We start from the raw sequence: 24,895 nt of genomic DNA, 5'->3' as shown, positions 1-24,895 counted from the left end.
GTGATTTGTTTTTTAATAATTTGTAATTTGTAAAACTATGTATGATGTTCTAATAATTGGTGGTGGCGTTTCCGGAATGTCATGTGCTTTGGTTTTGGGTTCGGCTCATAAGAAAGCATTTGTACAGGATAAAAAAATCGGAATTATTACGCACCAAAAAACATCATCACTTCAAGAAGCTATATTTTACAATGCTTATGGCGTTCCTTCGGGGAAATTAGGTTCAGAATTATTGACCGAAAGCACCGAACATTTACAACAATTATATCCGCATGTAACTCAAATTGAAGGGGAAAAAGTATTGAAAGTTGCAGGTGAATTCCCAAATTTTACGGTTACAACCAATAAGAATTCGTATCAGACAAGAAACATTGTTGTTGCCATTGGTTATTCTAACACTTTTGACATCGAAGGTTTGATGCAGTATGTTGAAACACACAAAAAAGCCTTAGCCGAGAAGCAGCGAATTCAACTTAAAAATGAAGATCACAAAGTAGCTGAGGGAATTTATGTAGTGGGAACGCTAGCCGGTTGGCGCAGTCAGTTAGCAATTGCAGCCGGAAGCGGTGCCGCGGTAGCGACCGATATTCTGACTTTATGGAATAATGGAATTTCCTCGCAAAGTCACGACTCAATAAAAAAATAGCTTATTTTAATATTGCTTTTAACATCGTATCATCTTTGAGAATGATGTTGTAATATTGGCTTTCACCAAATAACTGACGCGCAAATTCAGCAGAGATATATTTTTTAACCAAGGTTTTATTGCTGTCCAATTTCATATCCAAACCAGCGTCTTTAAGATAGTTTTCCAATTTTGGAACATAGCTGTAATCATTTTGCATTTTGCTTAAAAACTGTTCGAATTTCAATCCTTTGAATGCGTTTCGATTTTTATCTAATTGCTCAAAAACAAAATGTCCCACAACTCCGGAGTTTAAAATATAAGCCAAATTTTCTTCGCCTTTTTTTACTTCAAGCGGGACAAAAATGTCAGGTACAATTCCGCCGCCGCCATAAACTGTTCTTCCTTTTTTGGTTTTAAATTTCAGAGAATCGGCAATTTTCATTTTGTCTTTTTCATAAAGTTCGCCACTTGCGAAACGGGTTTCAGCATCGTGACTGTATTTGTCGCCTTCACCTTTTGTATAGGGTTTTTGAATAGATCTTCCGCTTGGAGTATAATATCTTGAAGTCGTCAAACGAACTGCTGAACCATCTTCAAAACCCATTTCGCGTTGCACTAATCCTTTGCCAAATGAGCGTCGACCAACAATTGTTCCTCGGTCATTATCCTGAATCGCACCAGCCAGAATTTCGCTTGCTGATGCCGAGTTTTCATCAATTAATACGAACACTTTTCCGGTTTCAAAAATACCTTCTTCAGTTGCATATGTCTTGTTGACTGTTCCTTTTCTGTTTTTGGTAAAAACGACAAGTTCTTTATCTTTTAATAGTTCGTCAGCAATTTCAACCGCTTTTTCTAAATAACCACCTCCATTGTCGCGTAAGTCAATTACTAAAGTGGTCATTCCCTGTTTTTTTAATTGCTCTAAACCGGTTCTGAATTCGTCATAAGTATTCTCGGCAAACCGATTGATTTTGATGTAGCCTAAAGTTTTATTGAGCATCAAATACGTATCGACACTTTTTATCGGAACAACTTCGCGCTCAACGGTAAGCTTTAGTTTTTTGTTAGTACTTTTTCTGAAAATTGTCAGCACCACTTTTGAACCTTCTTCGCCTTTTAGTTTGCTGTATAAGCTATCTGTTGGTAATTTTCGTCCAAAAAGTTTGCTTTTACCGGCGTATAGAATTCGGTCCCCGGAAAGGATCCCCGCTTTTGCAGCCGGGCCGTTTTCTATAGGTCTTACCACTGTAACCGTGTCATTAAACATATAAAAATTCACACCAATGCCGACAAAATCACCTTTCATAATTTCGGCTTCAGATGATTGCTCGTTTGGCGGAAGATAAACAGAATGCGGGTCAAGATTTGCCAGAATACTGTTTACGGTCATTTCGACAATCGAATCAGAATTGACATCATCAACATATTCTTCATTGATAAAATCCATTAGGCGTTCAAGTTTGACTTTTCGCGCATTTTGTTTTGATAGTGTTCGTTGCGGAAAATTTAGCATACCACCAATGACAATGCCTAAGGCAACGCAGGCAAATAATAGTATTGGCAAATATTTTTCCTTTGATTTCATTTATGCTGAACTTGTTTACTTCGTCAATTCGCTTTGCTCGGGTCAGTATCTCTTGTTACCCTAAATCTTCAATTTGGTTGACTACAACTCCGGCTTTTTCTAAAAACTCTAAACCGGTTGTATCGCGATAGCCATGTTGAAAAACCACACGTTTTATTCCAGATTGATGGATGAGTTTACTACATTCTTTGCAAGGAGAGAGCGTTATATATAAAGTAGCGTTTTCACAGGTTTGTGTTGAACGGGCTACTTTAGAAATTGCATTGGCTTCGGCATGAAGCACAAACCACTTTGTTAAACCTTCTTCATCTTCGCAGCAGTTTTCAAAACCCGTTGGTGTTCCGTTATAACCATCTGAAATAATCATTCGGTCGCGTACGATGATGGCGCCAACTTGTTTGCGTTTGCAATAGGAAAGTTTGCTCCATTCGGAAGCAATTCTTAAGTAAGCAATATCGTATTTGAGTTGTTTTTTTTCTTTCATTTATTCTGAACTTATTTCAGAATCTGTCATGCGATTCCAAAAAGTTTACGGTTTTTCTTTTAGCCCCGATCGTAGCGGCACCCTGCCTGCCGGCAGGCTGGTATGGATAGCAAATATACCCAAACCTTTCGCTTCTGAACAATTATTTAACCCAAATTTCACTTCTGATAATCATTGGGATAACTACGCCGGCAACAAAGGCAGAAACGATTAAAATCCAGTCGCGTTTTGAGAGTTTGAGTAAGGTTTGAACAACATAAGCAAGGAGCAAAGCCACAAGAATCACGATAATTTGTGACACGCCAAAGCCAAGTGACGATTCAAAAAGCGGTAATAATTTATCGGTTGGTTTTCCGGAAATATGGTTGTTGAAATAATTGGCATACCCTAATCCGTGAATGAGGCCGAATAATGCTGTGACTATGGCAATAAAGGTAATACTGTCTTTTTTGCTTGATTTTCCCGAAGAAAGAATGTTGTATAAAGCAGCTATGAGAACAATTATCGGAATAATAAAAGCAACAATATTTACTTTAATAGTTATCACATTAAACACGGAAAGCATGAGTGCTAAAGTGTGTCCGGAGGTAAATAATGAAACAAGAATCAGAATTCTTTTCCATGATTTGAATTCGTAAGGAACTGTGAGGACTAAAAGAAATAAAACATCAATGTAGGCATTCATATTCCACATATGTTTTAATCCCATAGAGAAGTAAATCCAGAAATCAGACATAGCATTTAGGTTGTTTGGCATGGTAAACTTACAATTTATTTTGTTTTACCATAAAAAATTAGCCCTAAAATCGATGAAAAACATTTTTGATTTGGACTTCCTGAAAAAGGGAAATTGAATTATATTTGTATATTAAAACCAATAAGTTATGTCATTTTCAGATTTATTTGACAGCGAATTTAAAAGTAGAAACAAAGCTCATTTTTCAGCCATTGTACGTGTTGCCATTGCCGATGGTGATTTGAGTAGAGAAGAAAGAGAATTTTTAGATAAGTTGGCGGTTCGTTTAGAAATTTCGGCGGCAGAATACGAAGAGATTTTAGAAAACCCTTTGAAATATCCAATCAATCCGCCTTATTTACATTCACAGCGTTTAGAGCGTTTGTATGATTTGTCAAGAATGGTTTATGTAGATCATGTCCTTGGTCCAAAGCAAAAAGAGATTTTAACGAAGTTTGCATTGGCACTTGGATTTACTCCGGGAAACGTTTCTTTTATTGTGGACAAAGCGATGTCATTGTTGGTGCTTCACGTAGATTTAGATAGTTTTGTTTACGAAATGACACATATGAATAAGTAATAAATAGCCTTGATTTCTTGATGCTTTTATGACGAACTAAAGTTCGTTTACCTGACTGCCACTGGCAGTCCTCCTCTTAATATCAAATGTTTACGAAATGACGCATATGAATAAATAGTTGCTGAGTAGCTAAGTAACTGATTTACTTTTATTTGTGTTTCGCCATAAATTCTTCGGCTTTTTTCACCATATTAAAACTTCCGCAGAAGAATGGAACACGTTGGTGTAACTCCGTTGGTTGGATTTCCATGATTCTTCCAAAACCGTCCGAAGCTTTTCCGCCGGCTTGTTCTACAATAAATGCCATTGGGTTGCATTCGTATAATAAACGCAATTTCCCTTTTGGTGCTTTAGAGCTCGTTGGATAAATATAAATTCCACCTTTAATCATATTTCTGTGAATGTCAGAAACCAAGCTTCCAATGTAACGCGAAGTGTAAGGACGATCCTCTTCTTCCAACTGACAATATTTGATATAATCTTTTACGCCTTGCGGGAAATGAACATAATTCCCTTCGTTGATAGAATAAATGCTTCCGTCTTTTGAAAACTGCATATTCGGATGAGACAAATAAAAAGTTCCGATGGCAGGATTTAATGTAAAACCATTAACGCCATGTCCGGTTGTGTAAACTAGCATGGTTGATGTCCCATAAATTACATATCCAGCTGCAACTTGTTGTGTCCCTGGCTGTAAAAAATCTGCTGACTTTACCGGTGTGCCAATTGGAGTAACACGTCTAAACACAGAAAAAATAGTTCCAACCGAAACGTTTACATCAATATTGGATGAACCGTCAAGCGGATCCATTAAAACAACATATTTGTTACTGTGACTGTTGTCTGAACCTTCAACAGTTATAAAATCATCGTTCTCTTCGGAAGCAATTCCGCAAACAATTTCACGGTTGATTAAGGTTTGAATAAAAACCTCATTGGCATAAACATCCAGTTTTTGTTGGTCTTCTCCCTGAATGTTCTGCTCTCCTGCTGCACCAACAATATCAACCAAACCGGCTTTGTTTACTTTGTAGCTTACTACTTTGGCAGCTAATCGAATGGAATTGATAATTCGTGATAATTCTCCCGAAGAATATTTGAATTCTTCTTGTTTTTCGATGATAAATTCACCTAAGGTTTTGTTGCGTTCTTCCATGATGGAACCGTTGTGGTTGTTTGTGCAAATATCGATAAATTTGGCAAAGAAAAAATCTATTTCGTGAAGAAATTAATAATTGTATTTTTGCCTGAAATTTGACCCAAATGAACATTCGAAAAGGAGAAATAAAAGATATGAAAGGGGTTCTCGATTTGATTCAGGAACTAGCCACTTTCGAAAAAGAACCCGATGCTGTCGTAGTAACGGTTGCCGATTTGGAGCGCGATGGTTTTGGAGCTAATCCTTTGTTTCATACTTTCGTGGCGGAACAAGATGGGGAGATTGTTGGAATTGCGTTGTATTATTACCGCTATTCAACATGGAAAGGCAAAACCATTCATCTGGAAGATTTAATTGTCAAAGAGAAAATGCGCGGCTCAGGTTTGGGATTTGCATTGTATTCTAAAATTATAGAACAGGGGAAAATTGACAAAGTACGCCGAATCGAATGGGCAGTTCTCGATTGGAATACGCCGGCGATAGATTTCTATATCAAATCGGGGGCAAAAGTGCTGGAAGATTGGCGTGTAGCACAAATGGATGAAACAGGCATTTCAAATTTTTTGGAAAATTTGAAAGCCAATTAACAAAAAATCAAATCCCAATAGTTGGAATTTGGACACGAGCGTCAGCGAACTGGCGCAGCAATTTTTAATACTGGAATTTTAAAATAAGAAGGATGAGAATTTTCAAATTTGGAGGAGCATCAGTAAAAGATGCCGATGGGATAAAAAATGTATTTAGTGTATTGGAAAAAGTAGGTCATGAAGACACACTTTTGGTAATTTCCGCTATGGGAAAAACCACTAACGCATTAGAATTGGTAATCAAAAATTATTTTGAAAAATCTAACGAATTGCATTCGTCTTTGCAGGATGTTAAGAAATACCACAACCAAATTTTATTGGATTTATTTGATGACGAAAACCACGATGTTTTTTACGCAGTGAACAGTCATTTTGCCGATTTGGAATATTTTATCCGAAGCAATAAATCGCCAAATTATAATTTTGTGTATGACCAAGTGGTGAGTTTTGGAGAAATTATTTCGACTACTATTGTAAGTCATTATTTCAATTATGCCGGTTTAAAAAACAACTGGATTGACGTTAGAAATTTCGTCAAAACCGATGCTACCTATCGTGATGCCGAAGTGAATTGGGAAAAAACACAACAACTTATAGCTAAAGGTGTAAAGAAAAAAGCACTCAATATTACGCAGGGATTTTTAGGCTCGGATGAAAATAATTTCACTACAACTTTGGGTCGTGAAGGTTCCGATTATACCGCTGCAATTTTTGCCTATTGCCTAAATGCTGAAAGCGTAACAATTTGGAAAGACGTTCCGGGTGTAATGAATGCCGACCCAAGAGTTTTTGAAAATGCGATTTTGTTAAACCAAATTTCGTATCGTGAAGCGATTGAGCTGGCGTTTTATGGCGCAACCGTTATTCACCCGAAAACATTACAACCGCTACAGAAAAAAGAAATTCCGTTGCATGTAAAATCATTTATCAATCCATTATTACCGGGAACGAGCGTTTCCAAAGGGAAAGATTTAGAGCCACAGGCACCATGTTATATCGTTAAAAGAAACCAATTGTTGATTTCGTTATCGTCTATCGATTTCTCTTTTATCATGGAAGAAAACATCAGCGAAATTTTCGCCTTATTTCACCAATACAAAATGAAAGTGAGCTTGATTCAGAATTCGGCGATTAGTTTTTCGGTAAGCGTGGAAGATAAATTTGGCAATTTTAACGAATTGAAAGCTATCTTAGCTAAAAAATTCAAAGTGTCTTATGACGAAAATGTTTCGCTTTTCACTATCAGACATTTTACCAAAGAAGCAGCAGAAATGGTCGAGAAAGGTAAAACAGTTTTGCTAAAACAAATCTCAAGAGAAACAATGCAGATTGTGACGAAAGAGTAAATTTTATACTCAAACCGGCTTTTTTACGTTTATACTATGTATGCTAAAAAAACTCTTTTTATTGTTGATAATCATTGGCTTTTCCAAGCTTTCAGCTCAGGAAATCAAGACCTTATACAACAGTAAAAAAGTTGCGGTTTCAAACGATACCATCGAAATTGAAAAAGTAAGCATCAGCCCAAGTTTCTTCAAACTACAAACTGCAGAAGGAAAAGAAATAGATACCAGTTTCTACAAAATCGATTTCAAAAAAGGGAAATTGGTTTTTAAAAACGGCTTCACTTCACAGGATAGTTTGACAGTTCGCTATTTCAAATTCCCCGAGCAGTTAACCAAAACTTACAGCATTTACGACCAGGACCGAGTGGTCGCCAATGATGGTGATTTGTACAAAGTCAATCGTACCATAAAAAAGTTTGTTCCGTTTGATGGATTAAATACTTCGGGAAGCATCACACGTGGCGTTACGATTGGCAACAATCAAAATGCTTCGGTAAGCTCTAATCTCGATTTGCAAATCACAGGAAAAATTTCGGATAAAGTTTCGCTTCGCGCGTCAATTCAGGATTCTAATATTCCTTTGCAGGACAACGGTTATTCACAAAAACTGGATGAATTTGACCAAATTTTTATTGAATTATTTACTGATAAATGGAACATTCGCGCAGGCGATTTATTTCTCGAAAACCGACAATCCCGATTTCTGAATTTCAACAAAAAAGTGCAAGGACTTTCAACCCGTTTTACTTTTGGCGGAGAAGAAAACAAGACCGATATTTTCGCTTCGGCAGCTTTGGTTCGAGGACAATATGCTAAAAGCTCGTTTGTCGGGCAGGAAGGAAATCAAGGGCCATATAAACTTCGTGGTAATAATGGCGAATTGTATGTGTTAGTGATTTCGGGTTCAGAGCGGGTTTATGTCAACGGAATCCTGAAAAAGCGTGGAGAAAACAATGATTATATAATTGATTATAATGCCGGTGAAATTACGTTTACCTCATTGTTTCCGATAACTTCCGAAATGCGGATTGTCATAGAATACCAATATTCGGATAGAAATTATACTCGTTTTGTGACGTATGGCGGTGTTAATCACGAAGCAAAAAACTGGAGTTTGGGCGGTTACCTGTATTCTGAAAGTGATGTAAAAAATCAACCGTTACAACAAAACTTAAGCACTGAACAAGTGGCAATTTTGAGTAACGCCGGAGACAATATTAATTTGATGAATGCGCCGTCTGCTTATTTGGATTCGTATTCAGAAAATAAAATTCTATACAAAAAAATAACGGTTACCGGTGGTGAAGCTTTCGAGTATTCAAATAATGCTGCAGATGAATTGTACAATGTAAAGTTTACATTAGTTGGCAATAATCTTGGCAATTATATCTTGACAAATTCATCAGCTATTGGAAAAATTTACCAATATGTTGAACCAATTGCAGGCGTTCCGCAGGGAAATTATGAACCAATAACACGATTGGTAGCACCAACGAAAATTCAAATTGCGACCGTTTTAGGGAAATACAATCCGAGTGAAAAAACAGCGGTTGATTTTGAAGTTGGCTTGAGTAATAACGATTTGAATTTGTATTCTTCTCTTGATGACAGCAATAATAAAGGTGTTGCCGGAAAGCTCAATTTCAAGCAGCGATTGTTTACCAATAAATGGCAGATTGATGCTTTTGGAAATTATCAATACGTGCAGGAAAACTTCAAAACTATCGAGCGTTTGTTCAATATTGAGTTCAATCGCGATTGGAACTTGACTACCTTGGAAGGCAATCAGAGTTTGTTGATTAATGGTGTGGATTTCATTCTGCCCGAAAAAGGAAAGCTGACCTATCAATTTGAAAAGCTCGATTTCTCCAAAAGTTTTTCGGGAAACCGTCATATCGTTAATGGATTATTTAAACTCAACAACTGGAACATTCTTCAAAACAGCAGTTACTTAAAAAGTAACGGAACGTATGCGAATTCAACCTTTATCCGAAACCAATCACAAGTTCGCTACAACTTTAAAAAGAACTGGATTGGCAGCAGTTTGCGCTTGGAAAACAACAAAGAAAAAATTGTGGCAACGCAACAGTTTTCGACATTAAGCCAAAGATTTACTGAATATGGCGCATTTGTTGGTCGTGGTGACAGCACTAAAGTTTTTGTAGAATTAGGTTATCTGCAACGTGTGAATGACAGTTTGCAAAATGGTTTACTGCAAAAAGTAAATACGTCGCAATCCTATTATTTAAAATCGAAATTACTCCAAACTAAGAAAAGTGATTTGTCCTTGTTTGTTAACTACAGAAATCTGAAATATGTTGATGCCACAGGAAAAAATGAGCCTTCATTAAATTCCAGATTGTTGTACAACGACAAATATTTCAATCAATTGATTTTGGCTACAACGGCTTATGAAACTACATCGGGAACCATAGCGCAACAGGAATTCACTTATTTAGAAGTCGAACCCGGACAAGGAGTTTATACTTGGATTGATTACAACGGCAACGGCATTCAGGAATTGGAAGAGTTTGAAGTGGCAGCTTTTCCGGATCAGGCGAAATATGTTAGGGTATTTTTACCCAATCAGATTTTTGTCAAAACACATCAGAATAAATTCTCACAGGCGATCACATTAAATATGAGTCAATGGCAAAACGAAACCGGTTGGAAAAAAGCAGCATCCTATTTTTACAATCAGACTTCATTTTTAATAGAAAGAAAAATAAAGCGCAACGGAGACAATTTCGATTTGAATCCGTTTTCACATTCTGATGAAAATCTGTTAGGATTGAACACCAGTTTCAGGAATAGCTTGTTTTATAACAGAGGAAAACAGAATCATTCGATGACATGGACTTTTATCAGTAACCGAATAAAAAATTTACTTTCTGTAGGTTCACAGGAAAATAAAAACAACACACATCAGTTCCAATATGCCCATTTGGTTCAAAAGACATGGCTTTTTACTTTAGGAACTGAAACATCTCAATCAGCTTTGACTTCTGAAAATTACAGTAGTAAGAATTATAAAGTTGATGGGTTTCAAATCAATCCAAAAATTTCCTATCTCTTTAATAAAAATGCGAGTTGGGATATTTTTTATGAATACCAAAACAAAGAAAATCAGATTGGCAATTCTGAAAAATTATTGCAAAACCGTTTCGGAACTTCGTTTTCTTATGCCAGCGAAAAGAAGGTTACGATGAACGGAGAATTTTCGTTGTACCAAAATAAATTTGAAGGCGATGCACAATCTGCTGTAGCATTTCAAATGTTGGAAGGACTACAACCGGGGAAAAATATGACTTGGCGTTTCCTGCTTCAAAAAAACCTGACACAGTTTTTAGATGTCAACATTAACTATCAAGGCAGGAAAACAGAAACCAGCCAAACCATTCACACCGGGAATATACAATTGAGGGCATATTTTTAACAGTTTGTAATGCTATTGCATTTATTTTTTACTTAACTTTATCAGTATAATCCATTAAACACATTATCATGAAATCAACGATTCACGAACTCTTGCCAAACAATCTACTTCGCGTGAGTAAAAAATTATTTTTATTGTGCTTCCTTTTGGTTTTTATAGCCAATACTAATGCTCAGGAATCAAAAGCAAAGAAAGAAGCTAAAGCTAAAACAGAAAAGGCTGCCAAAGAAGTAAAAGAAAAAGCACCTAAACTTAAAAAAGACGGCACACCGGATAAGCGTTTTAAAGATGCAGATAAGAATGCTCCAAAACTAAAAAAAGATGGAACAGTAGACAAACGCTATAAAGGAGCTAAAGACAATAACGCTTCAGCTACGGGTGAAGCAAAATCAACTGCAGGAAAAGCAAAAGCCGCCGCTAATAAAGCAGAAGCCAAAGCAAAAAAAGAAATTAAGGAAAGAGTTTCAAACGAAAAAGCACCAAAAGTTCGTGACAAGGTGACGGGAACTTATAACGGTAAAAAAGTGTACACTGGGCCAAGAGGAGGAAGATATTACATCAACTCTAATGGTAATAAAACCTATATTTCGGATGATAAATAAGAAATAATGTAAACACTTTTTCGAAGAGCGGTTTTTCTACTGGAAAACCGCTCTTTTTTTGTGTCATAAATTTGCGTTTTCAGAAGATTAAAAATGTTAAAATTTTACTATCAGAAAATTCGTAATCACCTTTGTTTTAGGGCTTTTTAAAGATTTTTATTTTTTTAAACTATTGAAAATCAGTAATTTATAAAAAATTAAAAATCAACACAAAAATAGGGGATTTGTTAAAAACTAGACCGTATTGTGAATAAGTTTGGCTTTCTTTTTACGTTTCATTTGATAATCTTTGTAACAGACAGATTGTAATAAAAATTACCTCAAAATAACAAAAAGACAAATTCAAAATGGCTAGTATAGAACCAATTTTACAGGAAAACAAAAACCGCTTCGTGATTTTTCCAATTAAACATCACGATATATGGGATTGGTACAAAAAAATGGAAGCCAGTTTTTGGACTGCAGAAGAAATTGATTTGCACCAGGATTTGTCAGATTGGAACAACAAATTGAATAGCGATGAAAAATATTTCATCAAACACATCTTGGCGTTTTTCGCTGCTTCTGATGGAATCGTAAACGAAAATTTAGCCGAGAACTTCGTAAATGAAGTGCAATATCCTGAAGCTAAGTTTTTCTACGGTTTTCAAATCATGATGGAAAACATTCACAGCGAAACCTACTCGCTTTTGATTGATACTTACGTAAAAGACGAAGCCGAAAAAGCACAACTTTTCAATGCTTTAGATGTGTTTCCGGCAATCAGAAAGAAAGCAGACTGGGCGTTAAGATGGATTGGTTCCGATTCTTTCGCCGAGAGATTAATCGCTTTCGCAGCCGTTGAAGGGATCTTTTTCTCAGGAGCATTCTGCTCAATTTATTGGTTGAAAAAACGTGGATTAATGCCGGGATTGACTTTTTCAAACGAATTAATTTCACGTGATGAAGGTGTTCACTGCGATTTCGCGGTGCATTTGCACAACCATCACTTGGTGAACAAAGTATCAAAATCAAGAATTGCCGAAATAATCACCGATGCATTAGACATCGAGCGCGAGTTTATCACCGAATCACTTCCGGTAAGCTTAATCGGAATGAATGCCAAGCTGATGACACAATATTTAGAGTTCGTAGCCGATAGATTACTGGTGGAATTGGGTTGTAAAAAAGTGTACAATTCAACTAATCCATTCGATTTTATGGATATGATTTCGTTGCAGGGCAAAACCAATTTCTTCGAAAAACGTGTTGCCGAATACCAAAAAGCCGGTGTAATGAACACCGATTCAGAATCAGGAAAAATTAGTTTCGACGCTGATTTCTAAGAAAGACAAACGCCTAGCCCAGATTGCAATGGCATCCTTTTATCTTGTTTGCAAGACAAGATAAAAGATAGAATGGAAAGCTGGAAACAGCTTCAAAAAATAAAGCAAAACAATTTACAAATAACCAGAAAATAGGTAAAGGGATTTTCTATTTTCAAAAACTGACAAGCTTATGTATGTAGTAAAAAGAGACGGCCATAAAGAGCCGGTAATGTTCGACAAAATCACGGACAGAATTAAAAAATTATGTTACGGATTAAACGATTTAGTGGATGCTGTAAAAGTAACCATGAGAGTAATCGAAGGATTGTATGACGGAGTAACTACTTCAGAACTTGACAACTTAGCGGCAGAAACTGCGGCTTCTATGACAGTAACTCACCCTGATTATGCTCAGTTAGCAGCGCGTATCGCGATTTCTAATTTGCATAAAAACACCAATAAATCCTTCTCGGAAACCATGAAAGAAATGTACTTTTATGTAAATCCAAGAACGAACCAAAAAGCACCATTACTATCCGATGAGGTGTATGAAGCGATTCAGGCTAATGCCGAATTTTTAAATTCACACATTATTTACAACCGTGATTTCAACTACGATTACTTTGGTTTCAAAACCTTAGAGCGTTCGTATTTGCTAAAGATCAACGGAAAAATTGTAGAACGTCCACAACATATGTTGATGCGTGTTGCCGTTGGAATACACTTAAACGACATGGAATCTGTAATCGAAACTTACGATTTAATGTCGAAAAAATTCTTTACGCATGCAACACCAACCTTATTCAACGCCGGAACTCCAAAACCACAAATGTCATCTTGTTTCTTGTTAACCATGAAAGACGACAGCATAGACGGGATTTACGATACACTAAAACAAACCGCAAAGATCTCGCAATCTGCCGGTGGAATTGGATTGTCAATCCACAACGTGCGCGCGACAGGTTCATACATTCGCGGAACTAATGGAACTTCAAACGGAATTGTTCCGATGTTAAGAGTGTTTAATGACACGGCTCGTTATGTAGATCAAGGTGGCGGAAAACGTAAAGGAAGTTTCGCGATTTATTTGGAAACCTGGCATGCTGATATTTTCGAATTCTTAGACTTGAAAAAGAACACCGGAAAAGAAGAAATGCGTGCACGTGATTTATTCTTCGCGATGTGGACATCCGATCTATTCATGAAACGTGTTCAGGAAGATACACATTGGACATTAATGTGTCCAAACGAATGTCCTGGATTATGCGATGTTTACGGAGAAGAATTCGAAGCATTATATACTTCATACGAAGAGCAGGGAAAAGGAAGAAAAACGATTAAAGCACGTGAACTTTGGGAGAAAATCCTCGAATCACAAATCGAAACCGGAACACCTTATATGTTGTACAAAGATGCAGCAAACCGTAAATCGAATCAAAAGAATTTGGGAACCATCCGTTCGTCAAACCTTTGTACCGAAATTATGGAATATACTGCTCCGGATGAAATTGCTGTATGTAATTTAGCCTCGATTTCGTTACCAATGTTTGTCGAAAACGGAGAATTCAACCACCAATTGTTATACAACGTAACAAAACGTGTAACCCGAAACTTAAACAAAGTAATCGACAGAAATTACTATCCGGTTCCGGAAGCAGAAAATTCTAACTTACGTCACCGTCCGGTTGGATTGGGAGTGCAAGGTTTGGCCGATGCTTTCATCTTGTTAAGAATGCCTTTCACCAGCGATGAAGCTAAAAAACTGAATCAGGAAATTTTCGAAACCATGTACTTCGCAGCAGTAACCGCTTCGATGGAAGAAGCTAAAGTAGAAGGACCCTATTCGTCTTTCAAAGGCTCACCAATTTCAAACGGAGAATTCCAACACAATCTTTGGAACATCAAAGACGAGGAACTTTCAGGGCGTTGGGATTGGAAAGCGTTGAGAAAAGATGTGATGAAACACGGAGTAAGAAACTCGTTATTAATGGCGCCAATGCCAACAGCTTCAACTTCACAAATTTTAGGAAACAACGAAGCATTCGAACCATACACTTCTAACATTTATACACGTCGTGTATTGTCGGGAGAATTCATCGTGGTAAACAAACATTTACTCGAAGACTTGGTAAAACGTGGCCTTTGGAACGAAGAATTGAAACAGCAAATCATGCGTAACAACGGTTCGGTTCAGGATTTGGATATTCCACAAGACTTAAAAGAACTATACAAAACCGTTTGGGAAATGTCGATGAAAGACATCATCGATATGTCGCGTCACAGAGGTTATTTCATCGACCAATCACAATCGCTTAACCTGTTCATGCAGGATGCGAATTACGCAAAACTAACCTCGATGCATTTCTACGCATGGCAAAGTGGTTTGAAAACCGGAATGTACTATTTGAGAACGAAAGCAGCCGTTGACGCTATCAAATTCACATTAAACAACGATAAAAAAGCAGAACCAACAGCACAAATTCCGGAACCGGTAGCAGTTGAGGTTGTTGCTCCAAATGAAACAGGTGAAATGACCGCCGAAGATTTCAAAGCAATGATAGAGAAAGCCAGAAACGCGGGACCGGATGACTGCGAAATGTGTGGGTCGTAAAATAAGACTATAGATTCGATTAATAATTGGAAAGCAGCTGTCGAAAGATGGCTGTTTTTTTAGTATTTTTAGGAGCAATTTCCCGCTTTCCACTATATCTTTTATGCAAAGCATAAAAGGATGCCGTTGCAATCGGGGCTAATAACAAATCCATGTCAAAAGAAAAAAAAGGAGTTTACACAGGAATCATCGAAAAAGACAAAGACGGCAATTATTTTTGCGGCGAATACCTTTTAGATTATAAATATACCGAAGCCGGTTTTAAAATTGGTGACGAAATCAATATCAAAACGGTAATTGCCAATCCGAGCGATAAAAGCTATAATCAATACCCAAAAAAATCAAGAAATTTCTTTTTGGCAAACCAAAAGGAATAGTCATTATGGAAGAAACCAACAAAAAACAATTCAAAGTTACTCAAGATTTATTGGTTAAATTTGAGAGAAGATTTCTCAATTACCTTATCGATGTCATTGTTTTGTCGGTTATACTGTTTATCGGACTGATTTTTTATATTGCAGGTGCTAATACTGAAGAAATTAAAGATTTCATGAATCGTTTTATGCTTAACAGTACCTTACAGTTTACCATTACGGCCTCAATAACATTGGTATATTACAATTTGATGGAAATATTTACCTCAAGAACTATCGGAAAGTTTTGTACAAATACAATAGTTGTTGATGAAAATGGAAACAAAGCAGGCTATGAAGCCGTCATGATTCGATCTTTGATTCGCATTATTCCTTTTTACTGGATATCTTTTATAGTTTTTCCAACGAGAGGACTTCATGATATTGTTTCAAAAACCTATGTGGTCAATAAGGATTTATTAGACGAACGAAAGAAACAATTTTACGCTTTCAATAAAGTATGATTACGATTAAAAGAACCACTTCAGATAATGCCGATTTTGGCAGTTTAGTTATCCAATTGGATGCTTATTTAGCAGTTCTTGATGGCGAAGATCATGCTTTTTATGCACAGTTCAATAAAACCAGTTTGCTCAAAAATGCAGTCATTTGTTATGAAAATAACAAAGCGGTTGGCATTGGAGCGTACAAAGAGTTTGAACCTAAAGTTGCCGAAATAAAACGCATGTACACTTTGCCCGAATGCCGCGGAAAAGGAATCGCCAAAGCGATTTTAACCGAACTCGAAGCTTGGGCAAAAGAAGAAGGATACACAACTTCAATTCTTGAAACCGGATTTATGCAGGTTGACGCTATTGGGTTGTATCAAAAATTAGGGTATCAAATTACTGATAACTTTGGGCAGTATGTTGGAGTTGCCAATAGCGTTTGCATGAAGAAAAGCCTAAAATAGATTATATTTGAAATTATAAATATTGTCACCCTGAGCGCAGTCGAAGGGCTTAATTCTAAATTACTATGAACTGGGAACAACTTTTATCACTAAAACGCCAAGGCGATACCAGCAAAAGGTTACGCGCTGAACAGGACGACACGCGTCTCGGCTTTGAAGTCGATTATGACCGTATTATTTTTTCGTCGGCTTTCCGAAGTTTACAGGATAAAACCCAGGTAATTCCATTATCGAAAACCGATTTTGTGCACACGCGTTTGACACACAGTTTGGAAGTTTCTGTAGTTGGGCGTTCCATAGGAAGATTGGTTGGTAAAAAAATCCTCGAAAAGTATCCACATCTGCAGGAAATACATGGCTATCACATGAACGATTTTGGAGCTATCGTTGCAGCAGCTTCCTTAGCACACGATATCGGAAATCCACCATTCGGCCATTCAGGCGAAAAGGCAATTGGCGAATATTTCTCTATCGGAAAAGGACAACAATACAAAGACCAATTAACCCCCAAACAATGGCAGGATTTAATCGATTTTGAAGGCAATGCCAATGGGTTTTCAGTACTGTCAAGTTCACGTCCCGGAATTGAAGGAAGTCTGCGTTTGACCTATGCAGTTTTAGGAGCGTTTATGAAATATCCAAAAGAAAGTCTGCCTAAAAAACCAACTAAAAACATCTCAGATAAAAAATACGGTTTCTTCCAATCCGACAAGGATTTCTTTAAAGAAGTTGCAGAAGAATTGGGAATGATTCCGAATAAAACCGGAAATGACATTGGTTTTGAGCGTCATCCTTTGGCTTTTTTAGTCGAAGCAGCGGATGATATCTGCTACACGATTATCGATTTTGAAGACGGAATAAACCTCGGTTTGGTTTCCGAAGATTTTGCGTTGGAATATTTAATCAAATTGGTAAAAGACACCATCGATACAGCTAAATATCAAACGTTAACAACTAAAGAAGACAGAATTAGTTATTTGCGTGCGTTGGCAATCGGGAACTTAATCAATGACGCCGTAAGGGTTTTTATCGAAAACGAAGAAGCCATTTTACAAGGTAAATTCCATTTTGCGCTAACCGATAAAAGCAAATATAAAGCTCAGATGGATGACATCATCAAGCTGAGCGTAAAGAACATTTATCAAAGTCGGGAAGTCATCGAAAAAGAACTTTCGGGTTACCAAATAATCAACAATTTATTGGATAAATTCATTACGGCTTACAACAATAATCACGAAGGGAAAGCCACGAATTACGATAAATTATTATTGAAAATTCTTCCCGAAAAGCATCATCTGGAAAAAGAAAGTTTGTATGAAAGATTGCTTCATATCTGTCACTTTATCTCAATGTTGACTGATGGAAAAGCAGTGCTTTATAATAAGATAGTAACCGCTTAATCTTCATCTTCCTCCTCTTCCTCAAGCAAACCCGAAAAAAGCGAACGCAATCCATCCACATCTATATTGCAGAATTGCTGTAGCTCATCAATCGTTCCGTGCTCTATAAAATAATCAGGAACACCACAAAGGAAGATTTCGTTTACGTAATCATTTTTAGCTGAAAATTCTAAAACCGCACTTCCAAAACCACCGGTAGTTACGCCATCTTCGACCGTAATAATGGTGGAAAATTTATCGCAGATTTTGTGCAGTTTCTTTTCATCCAAAGGTTTTACAAAACCAAAATGATAATGTGCAAAGTGGTTTTCGGTATCTTCAATGTCATTTAGTGCCTGAATCACATTATCGGCAATCGTTCCGGTGGAAAGAATGGCGACTTTTTTCCCCTTTCGGAGTTTTTTAGATTTCCCGATTTCGATTCTCTCAAAGCTATTGGAATTTGGAATTTCAAAATTTGGAATTTCATAACCTATCGTTTTCCCTCTTCCACGAGGATAACGAATCGCAATTGGATTTTTCAATCCTAAGGAAGCGGTGTATAAAATATTCTGTAACTCGATTTCATCTTTTGGCGCATAAATAAGCATATTTGGAATGCATCTCAAATAGGCCAAATCAAAAACACCGTGGTGTGTTGCTCCGTCTTCACCAACCAAACCGGCTCGGTCTAAACAAAAAATCACAGGCAGATTTTGTAACGCTACATCGTGTATTACTTGATCATAAGCACGTTGTAAAAAGGTGGAGTAAATATTGCAGAAAACAACCATTCCCTGTGTTGCCATTCCGGCCGAAAGAGTCACAGCGTGTTGCTCGGCAATCCCAACATCAAAAGCGCGTTTTGGAAAAGCATCCATCATAAATTTCATCGAACTTCCGCTTGGCATTGCCGGCGTAATTCCGATAATCTTCGGATTATTTTTAGCCAATTCAACCAAAGTCAAACCAAAAACATCCTGAAATTTCATAGGAAGATTTTCTTCGGATTTTTTATGAATTTCACCAGTCGCAGCATCAAATTTTCCCGGAGCATGATATTTCACCTGATCGTCTTCGGCTTGTTGTAAACCTTTACCTTTGGTGGTAACGATGTGTAAAAACTTTGGTCCTTTTACTCTTTTCAGACGTTCTAATTCTTTGATTAAACCATCAATATCGTGACCGTCAATTGGGCCGGAATAATCAATGCTCAACGACTTAATAACATTATTTTGTTTTGGATTTTTCCCTTCTTTAACCGCAGTCAGGTAGTTCTTTAAGGCACCAACACTTGGGTCAATTCCGATAGCATTATCATTTAGAATGATTAACAGATTCGCATCGGTAACACCGGCATGATTCAAACCTTCAAATGCCATTCCGCTCGCAATCGAAGCATCGCCAACTACCGCAATATGATGCTTGTTTTCAGCTTTTAGTTGCGATGCAATCGCCATTCCTAAGGCTGCTGAAATAGCAGTAGAAGAATGACCAACGCCAAAAGTATCATAAACACTTTCACTGCGTTTAGGGAAACCTGAAATTCCGCCAAGTTGTCGATTAGTGTTAAACTTTTTTCTTCGTCCGGTTAATATTTTATGTCCGTATGCTTGATGTCCAACATCCCAAACCAATAAATCATTTGGCGTGTCAAAAACATAATGCAAGGCAATCGTCAGCTCAATCACACCAAGTGATGCGCCAAGATGACCTTCTTTTACCGAAACGATATCAATGATAAACTCGCGCAATTCTTTGGCCAGTTGTGGCAATTGCGAAACGTCTAATTTTCGTAAATCGGTTGGATTGACAATATGTTCGAGCAATTTTTTTGACATGAGACAAATGTACGAATTGAAATTGTATTTTTGTTTTATGGAAAATCCTTTCACCGACGACTATTTTATGAAGAAAGCATTGCAGGAAGCTGAACTCGCTTTTGAAAAAGGTGAAATTCCGGTTGGTGCCGTAATTGTCATTGATAATAAAATCATTGGCCGAACGCATAATCTAACCGAAATGCTCAATGATGTTACGGCTCATGCGGAAATGCAGGCCATTACTTCGGCAGCAAATTTCATCGGGGGGAAATATCTAAAAGGATGTACTTTATATGTCACTCTCGAACCTTGTCAAATGTGTGCCGGCGCTTTGTATTGGAGTCAGATTTCAAAAATAGTTTTTGGCGCTTCCGATGAGCATCGCGGATATCAAAAATTAGGCACCACAATTCATCCGAAAACTCAGGTAATTCAAGGAGTTTTAGCAAAAGAATGTTCGGATTTAATGACCCGTTTTTTTGCATCCAAAAGGAAATAGCTTTTATACTAATAGTAGCTTTTTTGCGTTATATACTAAACGAAAAACAATATGGAAAAAATTAAATCTTCAATAATTATAGGTGTTGCCATAATTATTACCGCATGGATTTTAGGAAAGTCCTTTCAGAACAGAAACAAGAATTTAGATTCAATTACTGTAATCGGATTGGGAACAAAAGATTTTGTTTCTGATGAAATTCTTTGGTCGGGAAGTTTTACGACAACTAGTTTTGATATTAAAGCAGCGTATAACAAAATTGTTTCTGACCAGAAAATAGTTTCAGAATTCTTTTTGAGTAAAGGTTTTAAGGCAGGAGAATTTAGTTTTGGAGCGGTAAATTTTCAGAAGAAATTTAGGGAGGTACGAAGTGAAGGAGCCGATAGTCAAACGCGTTACGAACAGGTTTTTGACGGTTATGTTGCGACACAGACGATTTCATTTTCGGCTAAAAAGAATCCCGATTTAATGAAGCGAATAGAAGAAGTGTCGAGCAAGACTTCGGAATTAGTGAATTCGGGAATTGAATTGTCATCAAACAGTATTCAGTATACCTTTTCAGATTTACCAAGTTTAAAGCAGAGTTTGATTGAAAAAGCAACGAAAGATGCAAATGAGCGCGCTGTCAAAATTGTAAAAACAGCCGACGGAGATTTAGGGAAATTAAAAAGAGCCAGTATGGGCGTTTTTCAAATTACGGGACAAGGTTCTACTGAAGATGACAGTTATGGTGGAATTAACGATACCTACAGTAAAAATAAGACAGCTCGGATTACGGTTCGACTCGAATATGAATTAGACTAACTTATAGGAAATAATATGCGCAAAAAAAACCGCCTTTCGCAAGACTGGCGGTTTTTTTGGATTTATTTTAGAAAATTATTCCTTAACAAATTTCGAACTTGTTGTTCCTTTATCGCTTATAATCTTAATAAAGTAACTTCCGGTTTTTAATCCCGAAACATCAACAGTTTCAGTCGGATTAGTACTTATTTGCAACAACTGACCAAGCATATTATAAATATTTACCGAACTTATTAAGACAGTTTCTTTTGTTGTAATAGTCAAAACATCTTTAGTAGGTACCGGTGATAAAGTAAACAGATTACTGAATTCAAAGTCCTGTGTTCCCAAAGCAGTAATGGTTGTAGTATAAGTATTAGTGGTAATTGGGAAATTATAATCAAAATAGATGTTAGCGCTGTTGCTGAATGTACTTCCAACGGTTAAGGTTGGTTTGATTTTGATTTTAAAAACCACATAACCGTCATTGTTGGCATCGTCAAAAGGGAGTTGAATGTTTTCGAAAATGAATTCTACCTTATTGGAATTGTTAATCCTGGTAACAAAAGGGTGGCTGCCCTTGAGTGGAATTAAAGTCGCCACGTCAAACTTTGCGGTATCAATAATGTCTTTTACCACAACATTTTCTGCCGGGTACGTTCCTGTATTTTCGAAGCGAATCATGTAATGTACATAGTTTCCAATATAACCCGGTGCAACAATTTCGCCCTCCAAGCAGGTTTTATCGTTGGGGTCGTAGGAAGCCACAACATTTTGTTTTAAACCGAAAGTATTGTCGATTTGCATTTCATCACTACCTGATGCCGTTATGATTGCTTGGTAACCTAATTGATCATCAATATTGACTGGTGGGATTTCTGTTGGGCTGTTTACATTCAATACCAACCTAATTGTTCTTGTCTCTAAAGGTTGTAAATCTGAATAATTCCAAGTCAATGTATTTGTTGCTTGATTGGATAATAAAGGATCGGCTGAAACGAAATCCAAAACGGCATCATCAAATATAAACTGGATAGAACCATTTTCTATTACCGTTCCTTTGTTTTTATACACGATATCGTAAGAAGCATTAAATCCCGGGCGTGCCGGACCAATTGGAACTATAATAACTTCTACATCGTGATGGGTGCCGTTTGGTGTTATGCAAAAATTCTGATTAAAGGGACTGGTGCTTGTAGGAAAAGCAACGGTTGCATTGGCAGCGGTATAGTAAATGGAATTTTCCAGGACCGGGGTTAGGGTATATGTACCTGCTGATACACCAATATAATAATTCCCTTGATCGTTACAAATTATACTCCCTGCTTGTTGTGTTCCGATAGAAAGGTTGAGTCGTAGATTAGGGTAGGGGTTGTCACTCGCATCACAACCATTATTGTTTAAATCCCTTCGGTTGGTTCCGTTTATGGTATAAAAAGTTCCGCCAGGAGTAAATGAACAATAACTATTCACGTTACATGAAGTGTAACCATATTGAGCTATTTTATTTTGAACAAAAGTCAGATCATTTTCATCTGCACACACATATTTGATGTCAAAATTGGAATCGAAACCTAAACTAACCCAGCTGGCGTTGTTTTTAATAAACAAATTTTGTAATTGATTATTATAACACCACAAATGACATAAGCTTGAAAAACCTGTAACATCAAGGCTCTGCAAATTATTATGCCCAACATTCAGATACCTCAAACGGGTTAAATCCCCAACATTAAAATTCTGCAAAAGATTACCGCTCAATCCCAAATATTCCAAGTTTATAAAAGCTTCGATACCGGTGATGTCAGAAATGTCTAAATTAGTAAGAGCAAGCCATTTAATGGTTTGTGCTTCACTTACCTGAATTTCGCCGTCACCGTTAGCATCAATGCTGTTATAAGGTGTTACATACCAAGAACCACTCGTTGAATTATAAACAGGAGTTTGCGAGGACGCAGTCCCGTTACTGGAATTAGCTTGTAATAGCTTCGCCTTTAAAATAGGATTGGGGATGTTTACAATTTGTGCACGACCAACAAATCCAATAAGCGCAATAACTAATAGTGTGTAAAGTCTCTTCATATAAATAGTTTGAGAGTCAAATATATATATAAAAAAGAGGTAAGATAAAATTTACTTCGAATTTTTATAAAGATTCAGAGTTTAGTCAAAACCCCTAGCCCGGATTGCAACGGAAATCCTTTTTGTTTTTACAAAAAGATTGAAGTGGAAAGCCGGAATAGCTTCAAAAAAAGACACAAAAAAAACCGCCAATCTTACGAAAGGCGGCTTTTATCCTGAATTAAATCAGCATATTACTCTTTTATGAACTTACTGCTGGCGGTTCCTCTATCACTTAGAATTTTAATAAAATAGGTTCCTGTTTTTAAACTCGAAACATCAATAGTTTCAGAAGGGTTGGAACTTACTTGTATTAATTGTCCAAGCGTATTGTAAATGTTTACGGAGCTTATTGTTACATCCTGTTTTATTGTTATAGTTAAGTTGTTTTTTGCAGGAACTGGTGACAATGTAAACATACTTCCAAACTCAAAATCATTTGTAATCAATGGGTTATATACTGCTGTAGTGGCAGTATTGGTAATCACCGGTAAATTATAATCAAAATAAATATTAGCTGTATTGCTGATGTTGGCGCCAACAGTCAATGTAGGCTTAGTTTTTATTTTAAACGCGACATAACCATCATTGTTGGCATCATCAAACGGCAGGTTAATGTTTTCAAATATAAATTCAACTAAATTGGTGTTTGTGATTTTTGTAGTGAATGAATGGCTGCCCGATACAGGTGTCAAGGTGTTAATGTCAAACTTACTTGTATCAATCAAGTCACGGACTACAACGGTTTCTGCATTTGCTGTTCCTGTGTTTTCAAAACGGATTACGTAATTCAAATAGGTTCCAACGTTGCCTATTGGCAGAAAATTACCTTGTAAACAGGTTTTGTCGTTTGGATCATATGAACCCACTACTGTTTGGTTTAGATTTGCTGTATTGTCTGATGGTGTTTCATCTGTAGCTCCACTGACCGTTGCGCTAAAAAGTAAACCATTACCGGCATTTACGGGTGGAGTTTCAGCAGGCGAATTAATATTCATAGTTACAAGAATCTGTCTAATTTCAAACGGCATTAAATTACTGAAATTCCAGTTTAATGTATTTGTTCCCTGACTGTCTATGGCTGGTGTGGCAGTAATTAAGTCCATTACATTATCATCAAAATTAAAACTAACCGTACCGTTCTGAACATGGGTTCCCTTATTCTTATAGGTAAGCCTGTATGTGGCATCAAATCCCGGGCGAGCACTAGTGACAGGAACCAATCCTATTTCTAAATCGTTATGCGTACCATTTGCCGAAATACAAAAATCCTGCACAAAGAGATTATTTAATGTCGATAAGGTAACACTGGCGCTTGGTGGCGAGACTGTAAAATAGGTTGGATTTGCCAGTACGGGACTAAAACTGTTATTCCCGGCTTGTACATCATAATAATTATAAAATCCGGTTTGATCGGCAATTAGATTTCCAGTGGTAGATCCATTAGTAAAAGTTATTCTTTGGTTTGGGATGTTTATGTCGGAAGCATCACAACCGTTGTTATTACTGTCATAACGAACGTTGCCTTGGATAGTGTAGGTATATTGATTGTTTACGGTAAAACCATCAGGTAATGTTATGTCTAGTACACCACCAACTTCGACTAAGCGTACATCATACAAGCCGGGAGCAGCATATGCAGGAATTGATAAATTAGCCCATATTGTATTATTGAACTCAGAATAAGCCCAATTAGCCGGAAGAACATTGGAAAACTGATCAATAAATGAAACGTCTACCTGAGGGCTGGCTACCGAAAAGGTCACATCCTGCGTGGTAATGGAAACGGTCAGATACTGTTGGCCTCTATTGCCATTATTCGGGCTTACAGATATTATGGACTGGCCAATGATAAAGTTTGAATATAAGAATGTGAAGAGAAGTAATAGTTTTTTCATTT

21 protein-coding genes are annotated in these 24,895 nt (G+C 37.0%); 14 read left to right on the top strand and 7 right to left on the bottom strand.

Translation table 11 applies throughout. The annotated features are described in order from the left end of the window. Positions 1–37 precede the first annotated feature (37 nt). Complete coding sequence (locus tag L1S35_RS02530) at positions 38–646, top strand: FAD-dependent oxidoreductase (protein ID WP_236396267.1); 609 nt, start codon at positions 38–40, stop codon at positions 644–646. A gap of 1 nt (position 647) precedes the next feature. Here the strand turns inward: L1S35_RS02530 and L1S35_RS02525 are convergent, their stop codons facing one another. The 3 genes from L1S35_RS02525 to L1S35_RS02515 form a co-directional block, all read right to left on the bottom strand. Further along, entirely contained in the window at positions 648–2,216 is a 1,569-nt protein-coding gene (locus L1S35_RS02525; protein ID WP_236396265.1) for a S41 family peptidase, read from the bottom strand. A 55-nt stretch (positions 2,217–2,271) separates the two neighbouring features. Continuing rightward, positions 2,272–2,700 (bottom strand): deoxycytidylate deaminase, encoded by a 429-nt coding sequence (locus tag L1S35_RS02520; protein WP_236396263.1) that lies wholly within the window; start codon positions 2,698–2,700, stop codon positions 2,272–2,274. A 142-nt stretch (positions 2,701–2,842) separates the two neighbouring features. Then, positions 2,843–3,457: a HupE/UreJ family protein gene (locus tag L1S35_RS02515; RefSeq protein ID WP_370641038.1), complete on the bottom strand. Its 615-nt coding sequence runs from the start codon at positions 3,455–3,457 to the stop codon at positions 2,843–2,845. 127 nt (positions 3,458–3,584) lie between these two features. Here L1S35_RS02515 and L1S35_RS02510 point away from each other — a divergent pair, with 127 nt between their 5' ends. Continuing rightward, a complete protein-coding gene (locus tag L1S35_RS02510; protein WP_236396261.1) occupies positions 3,585–4,016 on the top strand; it encodes a tellurite resistance TerB family protein in 432 nt (143 codons plus the stop codon). Between the two features lie 148 nt (positions 4,017–4,164). Here L1S35_RS02510 and fbp read toward each other — a convergent pair whose 3' ends face one another. Next, a complete protein-coding gene (gene fbp / locus L1S35_RS02505) occupies positions 4,165–5,172 on the bottom strand; it encodes a class 1 fructose-bisphosphatase (protein WP_236396260.1) in 1,008 nt (335 codons plus the stop codon). A gap of 107 nt (positions 5,173–5,279) precedes the next feature. Between fbp and L1S35_RS02500 the strand changes: the two genes are divergently transcribed. The 10 genes from L1S35_RS02500 to L1S35_RS02455 all read left to right on the top strand — a co-directional run bounded on the left by L1S35_RS02500 (position 5,280) and on the right by L1S35_RS02455 (position 17,790). Next, positions 5,280–5,762, top strand: coding sequence for a GNAT family N-acetyltransferase (locus tag L1S35_RS02500; protein WP_236396257.1), 483 nt, complete (start codon positions 5,280–5,282; stop codon positions 5,760–5,762). Between the two features lie 92 nt (positions 5,763–5,854). After that, on the top strand, positions 5,855–7,108 hold the full coding sequence (locus tag L1S35_RS02495) for an aspartate kinase (protein ID WP_236396255.1): 1,254 nt from the start codon (positions 5,855–5,857) through the stop codon (positions 7,106–7,108). 40 nt (positions 7,109–7,148) lie between these two features. Next, positions 7,149–10,544, top strand: a complete 3,396-nt coding sequence (locus tag L1S35_RS02490; RefSeq protein WP_236396253.1) for a DUF8818 domain-containing protein — start codon at positions 7,149–7,151, stop codon at positions 10,542–10,544. A gap of 68 nt (positions 10,545–10,612) precedes the next feature. Further along, positions 10,613–11,146: a hypothetical protein gene (locus L1S35_RS02485; protein ID WP_236396251.1), complete on the top strand. Its 534-nt coding sequence runs from the start codon at positions 10,613–10,615 to the stop codon at positions 11,144–11,146. A gap of 347 nt (positions 11,147–11,493) precedes the next feature. Continuing rightward, positions 11,494–12,471 carry a ribonucleotide-diphosphate reductase subunit beta gene (locus tag L1S35_RS02480; RefSeq protein ID WP_236396249.1) on the top strand — a complete coding sequence of 326 codons (978 nt, stop codon included), beginning with the start codon at positions 11,494–11,496 and terminating at the stop codon, positions 12,469–12,471. Between the two features lie 172 nt (positions 12,472–12,643). Beyond that, entirely contained in the window at positions 12,644–15,064 is a 2,421-nt protein-coding gene (locus L1S35_RS02475; RefSeq protein ID WP_236396247.1) for a ribonucleoside-diphosphate reductase subunit alpha, read from the top strand. Positions 15,065–15,216: 152 nt separating this feature from the next. Beyond that, the gene (locus tag L1S35_RS02470) at positions 15,217–15,441 is read left to right on the top strand and encodes a hypothetical protein (protein WP_236396245.1); all 225 of its coding nucleotides are present in this window, start codon (positions 15,217–15,219) and stop codon (positions 15,439–15,441) included. Between the two features lie 5 nt (positions 15,442–15,446). After that, positions 15,447–15,941 carry an RDD family protein gene (locus tag L1S35_RS02465; protein WP_236396244.1) on the top strand — a complete coding sequence of 165 codons (495 nt, stop codon included), beginning with the start codon at positions 15,447–15,449 and terminating at the stop codon, positions 15,939–15,941. Further along, positions 15,938–16,390: a GNAT family N-acetyltransferase gene (locus L1S35_RS02460; protein ID WP_236396242.1), complete on the top strand. Its 453-nt coding sequence runs from the start codon at positions 15,938–15,940 to the stop codon at positions 16,388–16,390. Before L1S35_RS02465 ends, L1S35_RS02460 begins: the two co-directional genes overlap by 4 nt. Positions 16,391–16,455: 65 nt before the next feature. After that, positions 16,456–17,790 (top strand): deoxyguanosinetriphosphate triphosphohydrolase, encoded by a 1,335-nt coding sequence (locus tag L1S35_RS02455; protein WP_236396240.1) that lies wholly within the window; start codon positions 16,456–16,458, stop codon positions 17,788–17,790. Here L1S35_RS02455 and L1S35_RS02450 read toward each other — a convergent pair. Continuing rightward, entirely contained in the window at positions 17,787–19,610 is a 1,824-nt protein-coding gene (locus L1S35_RS02450) for a 1-deoxy-D-xylulose-5-phosphate synthase (protein WP_236396238.1), read from the bottom strand. The two genes, L1S35_RS02455 and L1S35_RS02450, sit on opposite strands and share 4 nt — an antisense overlap. Positions 19,611–19,647: 37 nt before the next feature. On the opposite strand from L1S35_RS02450, the gene L1S35_RS02445 reads away from it, so the two are divergent. After that, a complete protein-coding gene (locus L1S35_RS02445; protein WP_236396236.1) occupies positions 19,648–20,091 on the top strand; it encodes a nucleoside deaminase in 444 nt (147 codons plus the stop codon). A gap of 51 nt (positions 20,092–20,142) precedes the next feature. Then, positions 20,143–20,895 (top strand): SIMPL domain-containing protein, encoded by a 753-nt coding sequence (locus L1S35_RS02440; protein ID WP_236396234.1) that lies wholly within the window; start codon positions 20,143–20,145, stop codon positions 20,893–20,895. Positions 20,896–20,970: 75 nt separating this feature from the next. On the opposite strand, the gene L1S35_RS02435 is transcribed toward L1S35_RS02440, so the two are convergent. Continuing rightward, on the bottom strand, positions 20,971–22,956 hold the full coding sequence (locus tag L1S35_RS02435) for a DUF7619 domain-containing protein (RefSeq protein WP_236396232.1): 1,986 nt from the start codon (positions 22,954–22,956) through the stop codon (positions 20,971–20,973). A gap of 233 nt (positions 22,957–23,189) precedes the next feature. Continuing rightward, the gene (locus L1S35_RS02430) at positions 23,190–24,893 is read right to left on the bottom strand and encodes a T9SS type A sorting domain-containing protein (protein ID WP_236396230.1); all 1,704 of its coding nucleotides are present in this window, start codon (positions 24,891–24,893) and stop codon (positions 23,190–23,192) included. Between the last annotated feature and the right edge of the window lie 2 nt (positions 24,894–24,895).

The organism is Flavobacterium anseongense (assembly GCF_021608185.1).
GTDB lineage: Bacteria > Bacteroidota > Bacteroidia > Flavobacteriales > Flavobacteriaceae > Flavobacterium > Flavobacterium anseongense.
This window is presented reverse-complemented; position numbering and strand designations above follow the sequence as displayed.

Bases quoted from the DNA above. Each gene is read 5' to 3' on its own strand.
- L1S35_RS02495 (WP_236396255.1), top strand. From the start codon at position 5,855: ATGAGAATTTTCAAATTTGGAGGAGCATCAGTAAAAGATGCCGATGGG.
- L1S35_RS02455 (WP_236396240.1), top strand. From the start codon at position 16,456: ATGAACTGGGAACAACTTTTATCACTAAAACGCCAAGGCGATACCAGC.
- L1S35_RS02480 (WP_236396249.1), top strand. From the start codon at position 11,494: ATGGCTAGTATAGAACCAATTTTACAGGAAAACAAAAACCGCTTCGTG.
- L1S35_RS02430 (WP_236396230.1), bottom strand. From the start codon at position 24,893: ATGAAAAAACTATTACTTCTCTTCACATTCTTATATTCAAACTTTATC.
- L1S35_RS02450 (WP_236396238.1), bottom strand. From the start codon at position 19,610: ATGTCAAAAAAATTGCTCGAACATATTGTCAATCCAACCGATTTACGA.
- L1S35_RS02460 (WP_236396242.1), top strand. From the start codon at position 15,938: ATGATTACGATTAAAAGAACCACTTCAGATAATGCCGATTTTGGCAGT.
- L1S35_RS02445 (WP_236396236.1), top strand. From the start codon at position 19,648: ATGGAAAATCCTTTCACCGACGACTATTTTATGAAGAAAGCATTGCAG.
- L1S35_RS02465 (WP_236396244.1), top strand. From the start codon at position 15,447: ATGGAAGAAACCAACAAAAAACAATTCAAAGTTACTCAAGATTTATTG.
- L1S35_RS02530 (WP_236396267.1), top strand. From the start codon at position 38: ATGTATGATGTTCTAATAATTGGTGGTGGCGTTTCCGGAATGTCATGT.
- L1S35_RS02510 (WP_236396261.1), top strand. From the start codon at position 3,585: ATGTCATTTTCAGATTTATTTGACAGCGAATTTAAAAGTAGAAACAAA.
- L1S35_RS02440 (WP_236396234.1), top strand. From the start codon at position 20,143: ATGGAAAAAATTAAATCTTCAATAATTATAGGTGTTGCCATAATTATT.
- L1S35_RS02435 (WP_236396232.1), bottom strand. From the start codon at position 22,956: ATGAAGAGACTTTACACACTATTAGTTATTGCGCTTATTGGATTTGTT.
- L1S35_RS02525 (WP_236396265.1), bottom strand. From the start codon at position 2,216: ATGAAATCAAAGGAAAAATATTTGCCAATACTATTATTTGCCTGCGTT.
- L1S35_RS02485 (WP_236396251.1), top strand. From the start codon at position 10,613: ATGAAATCAACGATTCACGAACTCTTGCCAAACAATCTACTTCGCGTG.
- L1S35_RS02470 (WP_236396245.1), top strand. From the start codon at position 15,217: ATGTCAAAAGAAAAAAAAGGAGTTTACACAGGAATCATCGAAAAAGAC.
- L1S35_RS02490 (WP_236396253.1), top strand. From the start codon at position 7,149: ATGCTAAAAAAACTCTTTTTATTGTTGATAATCATTGGCTTTTCCAAG.
- L1S35_RS02475 (WP_236396247.1), top strand. From the start codon at position 12,644: ATGTATGTAGTAAAAAGAGACGGCCATAAAGAGCCGGTAATGTTCGAC.
- fbp (WP_236396260.1), bottom strand. From the start codon at position 5,172: ATGGAAGAACGCAACAAAACCTTAGGTGAATTTATCATCGAAAAACAA.
- L1S35_RS02515 (WP_370641038.1), bottom strand. From the start codon at position 3,457: ATGCCAAACAACCTAAATGCTATGTCTGATTTCTGGATTTACTTCTCT.
- L1S35_RS02500 (WP_236396257.1), top strand. From the start codon at position 5,280: ATGAACATTCGAAAAGGAGAAATAAAAGATATGAAAGGGGTTCTCGAT.
- L1S35_RS02520 (WP_236396263.1), bottom strand. From the start codon at position 2,700: ATGAAAGAAAAAAAACAACTCAAATACGATATTGCTTACTTAAGAATT.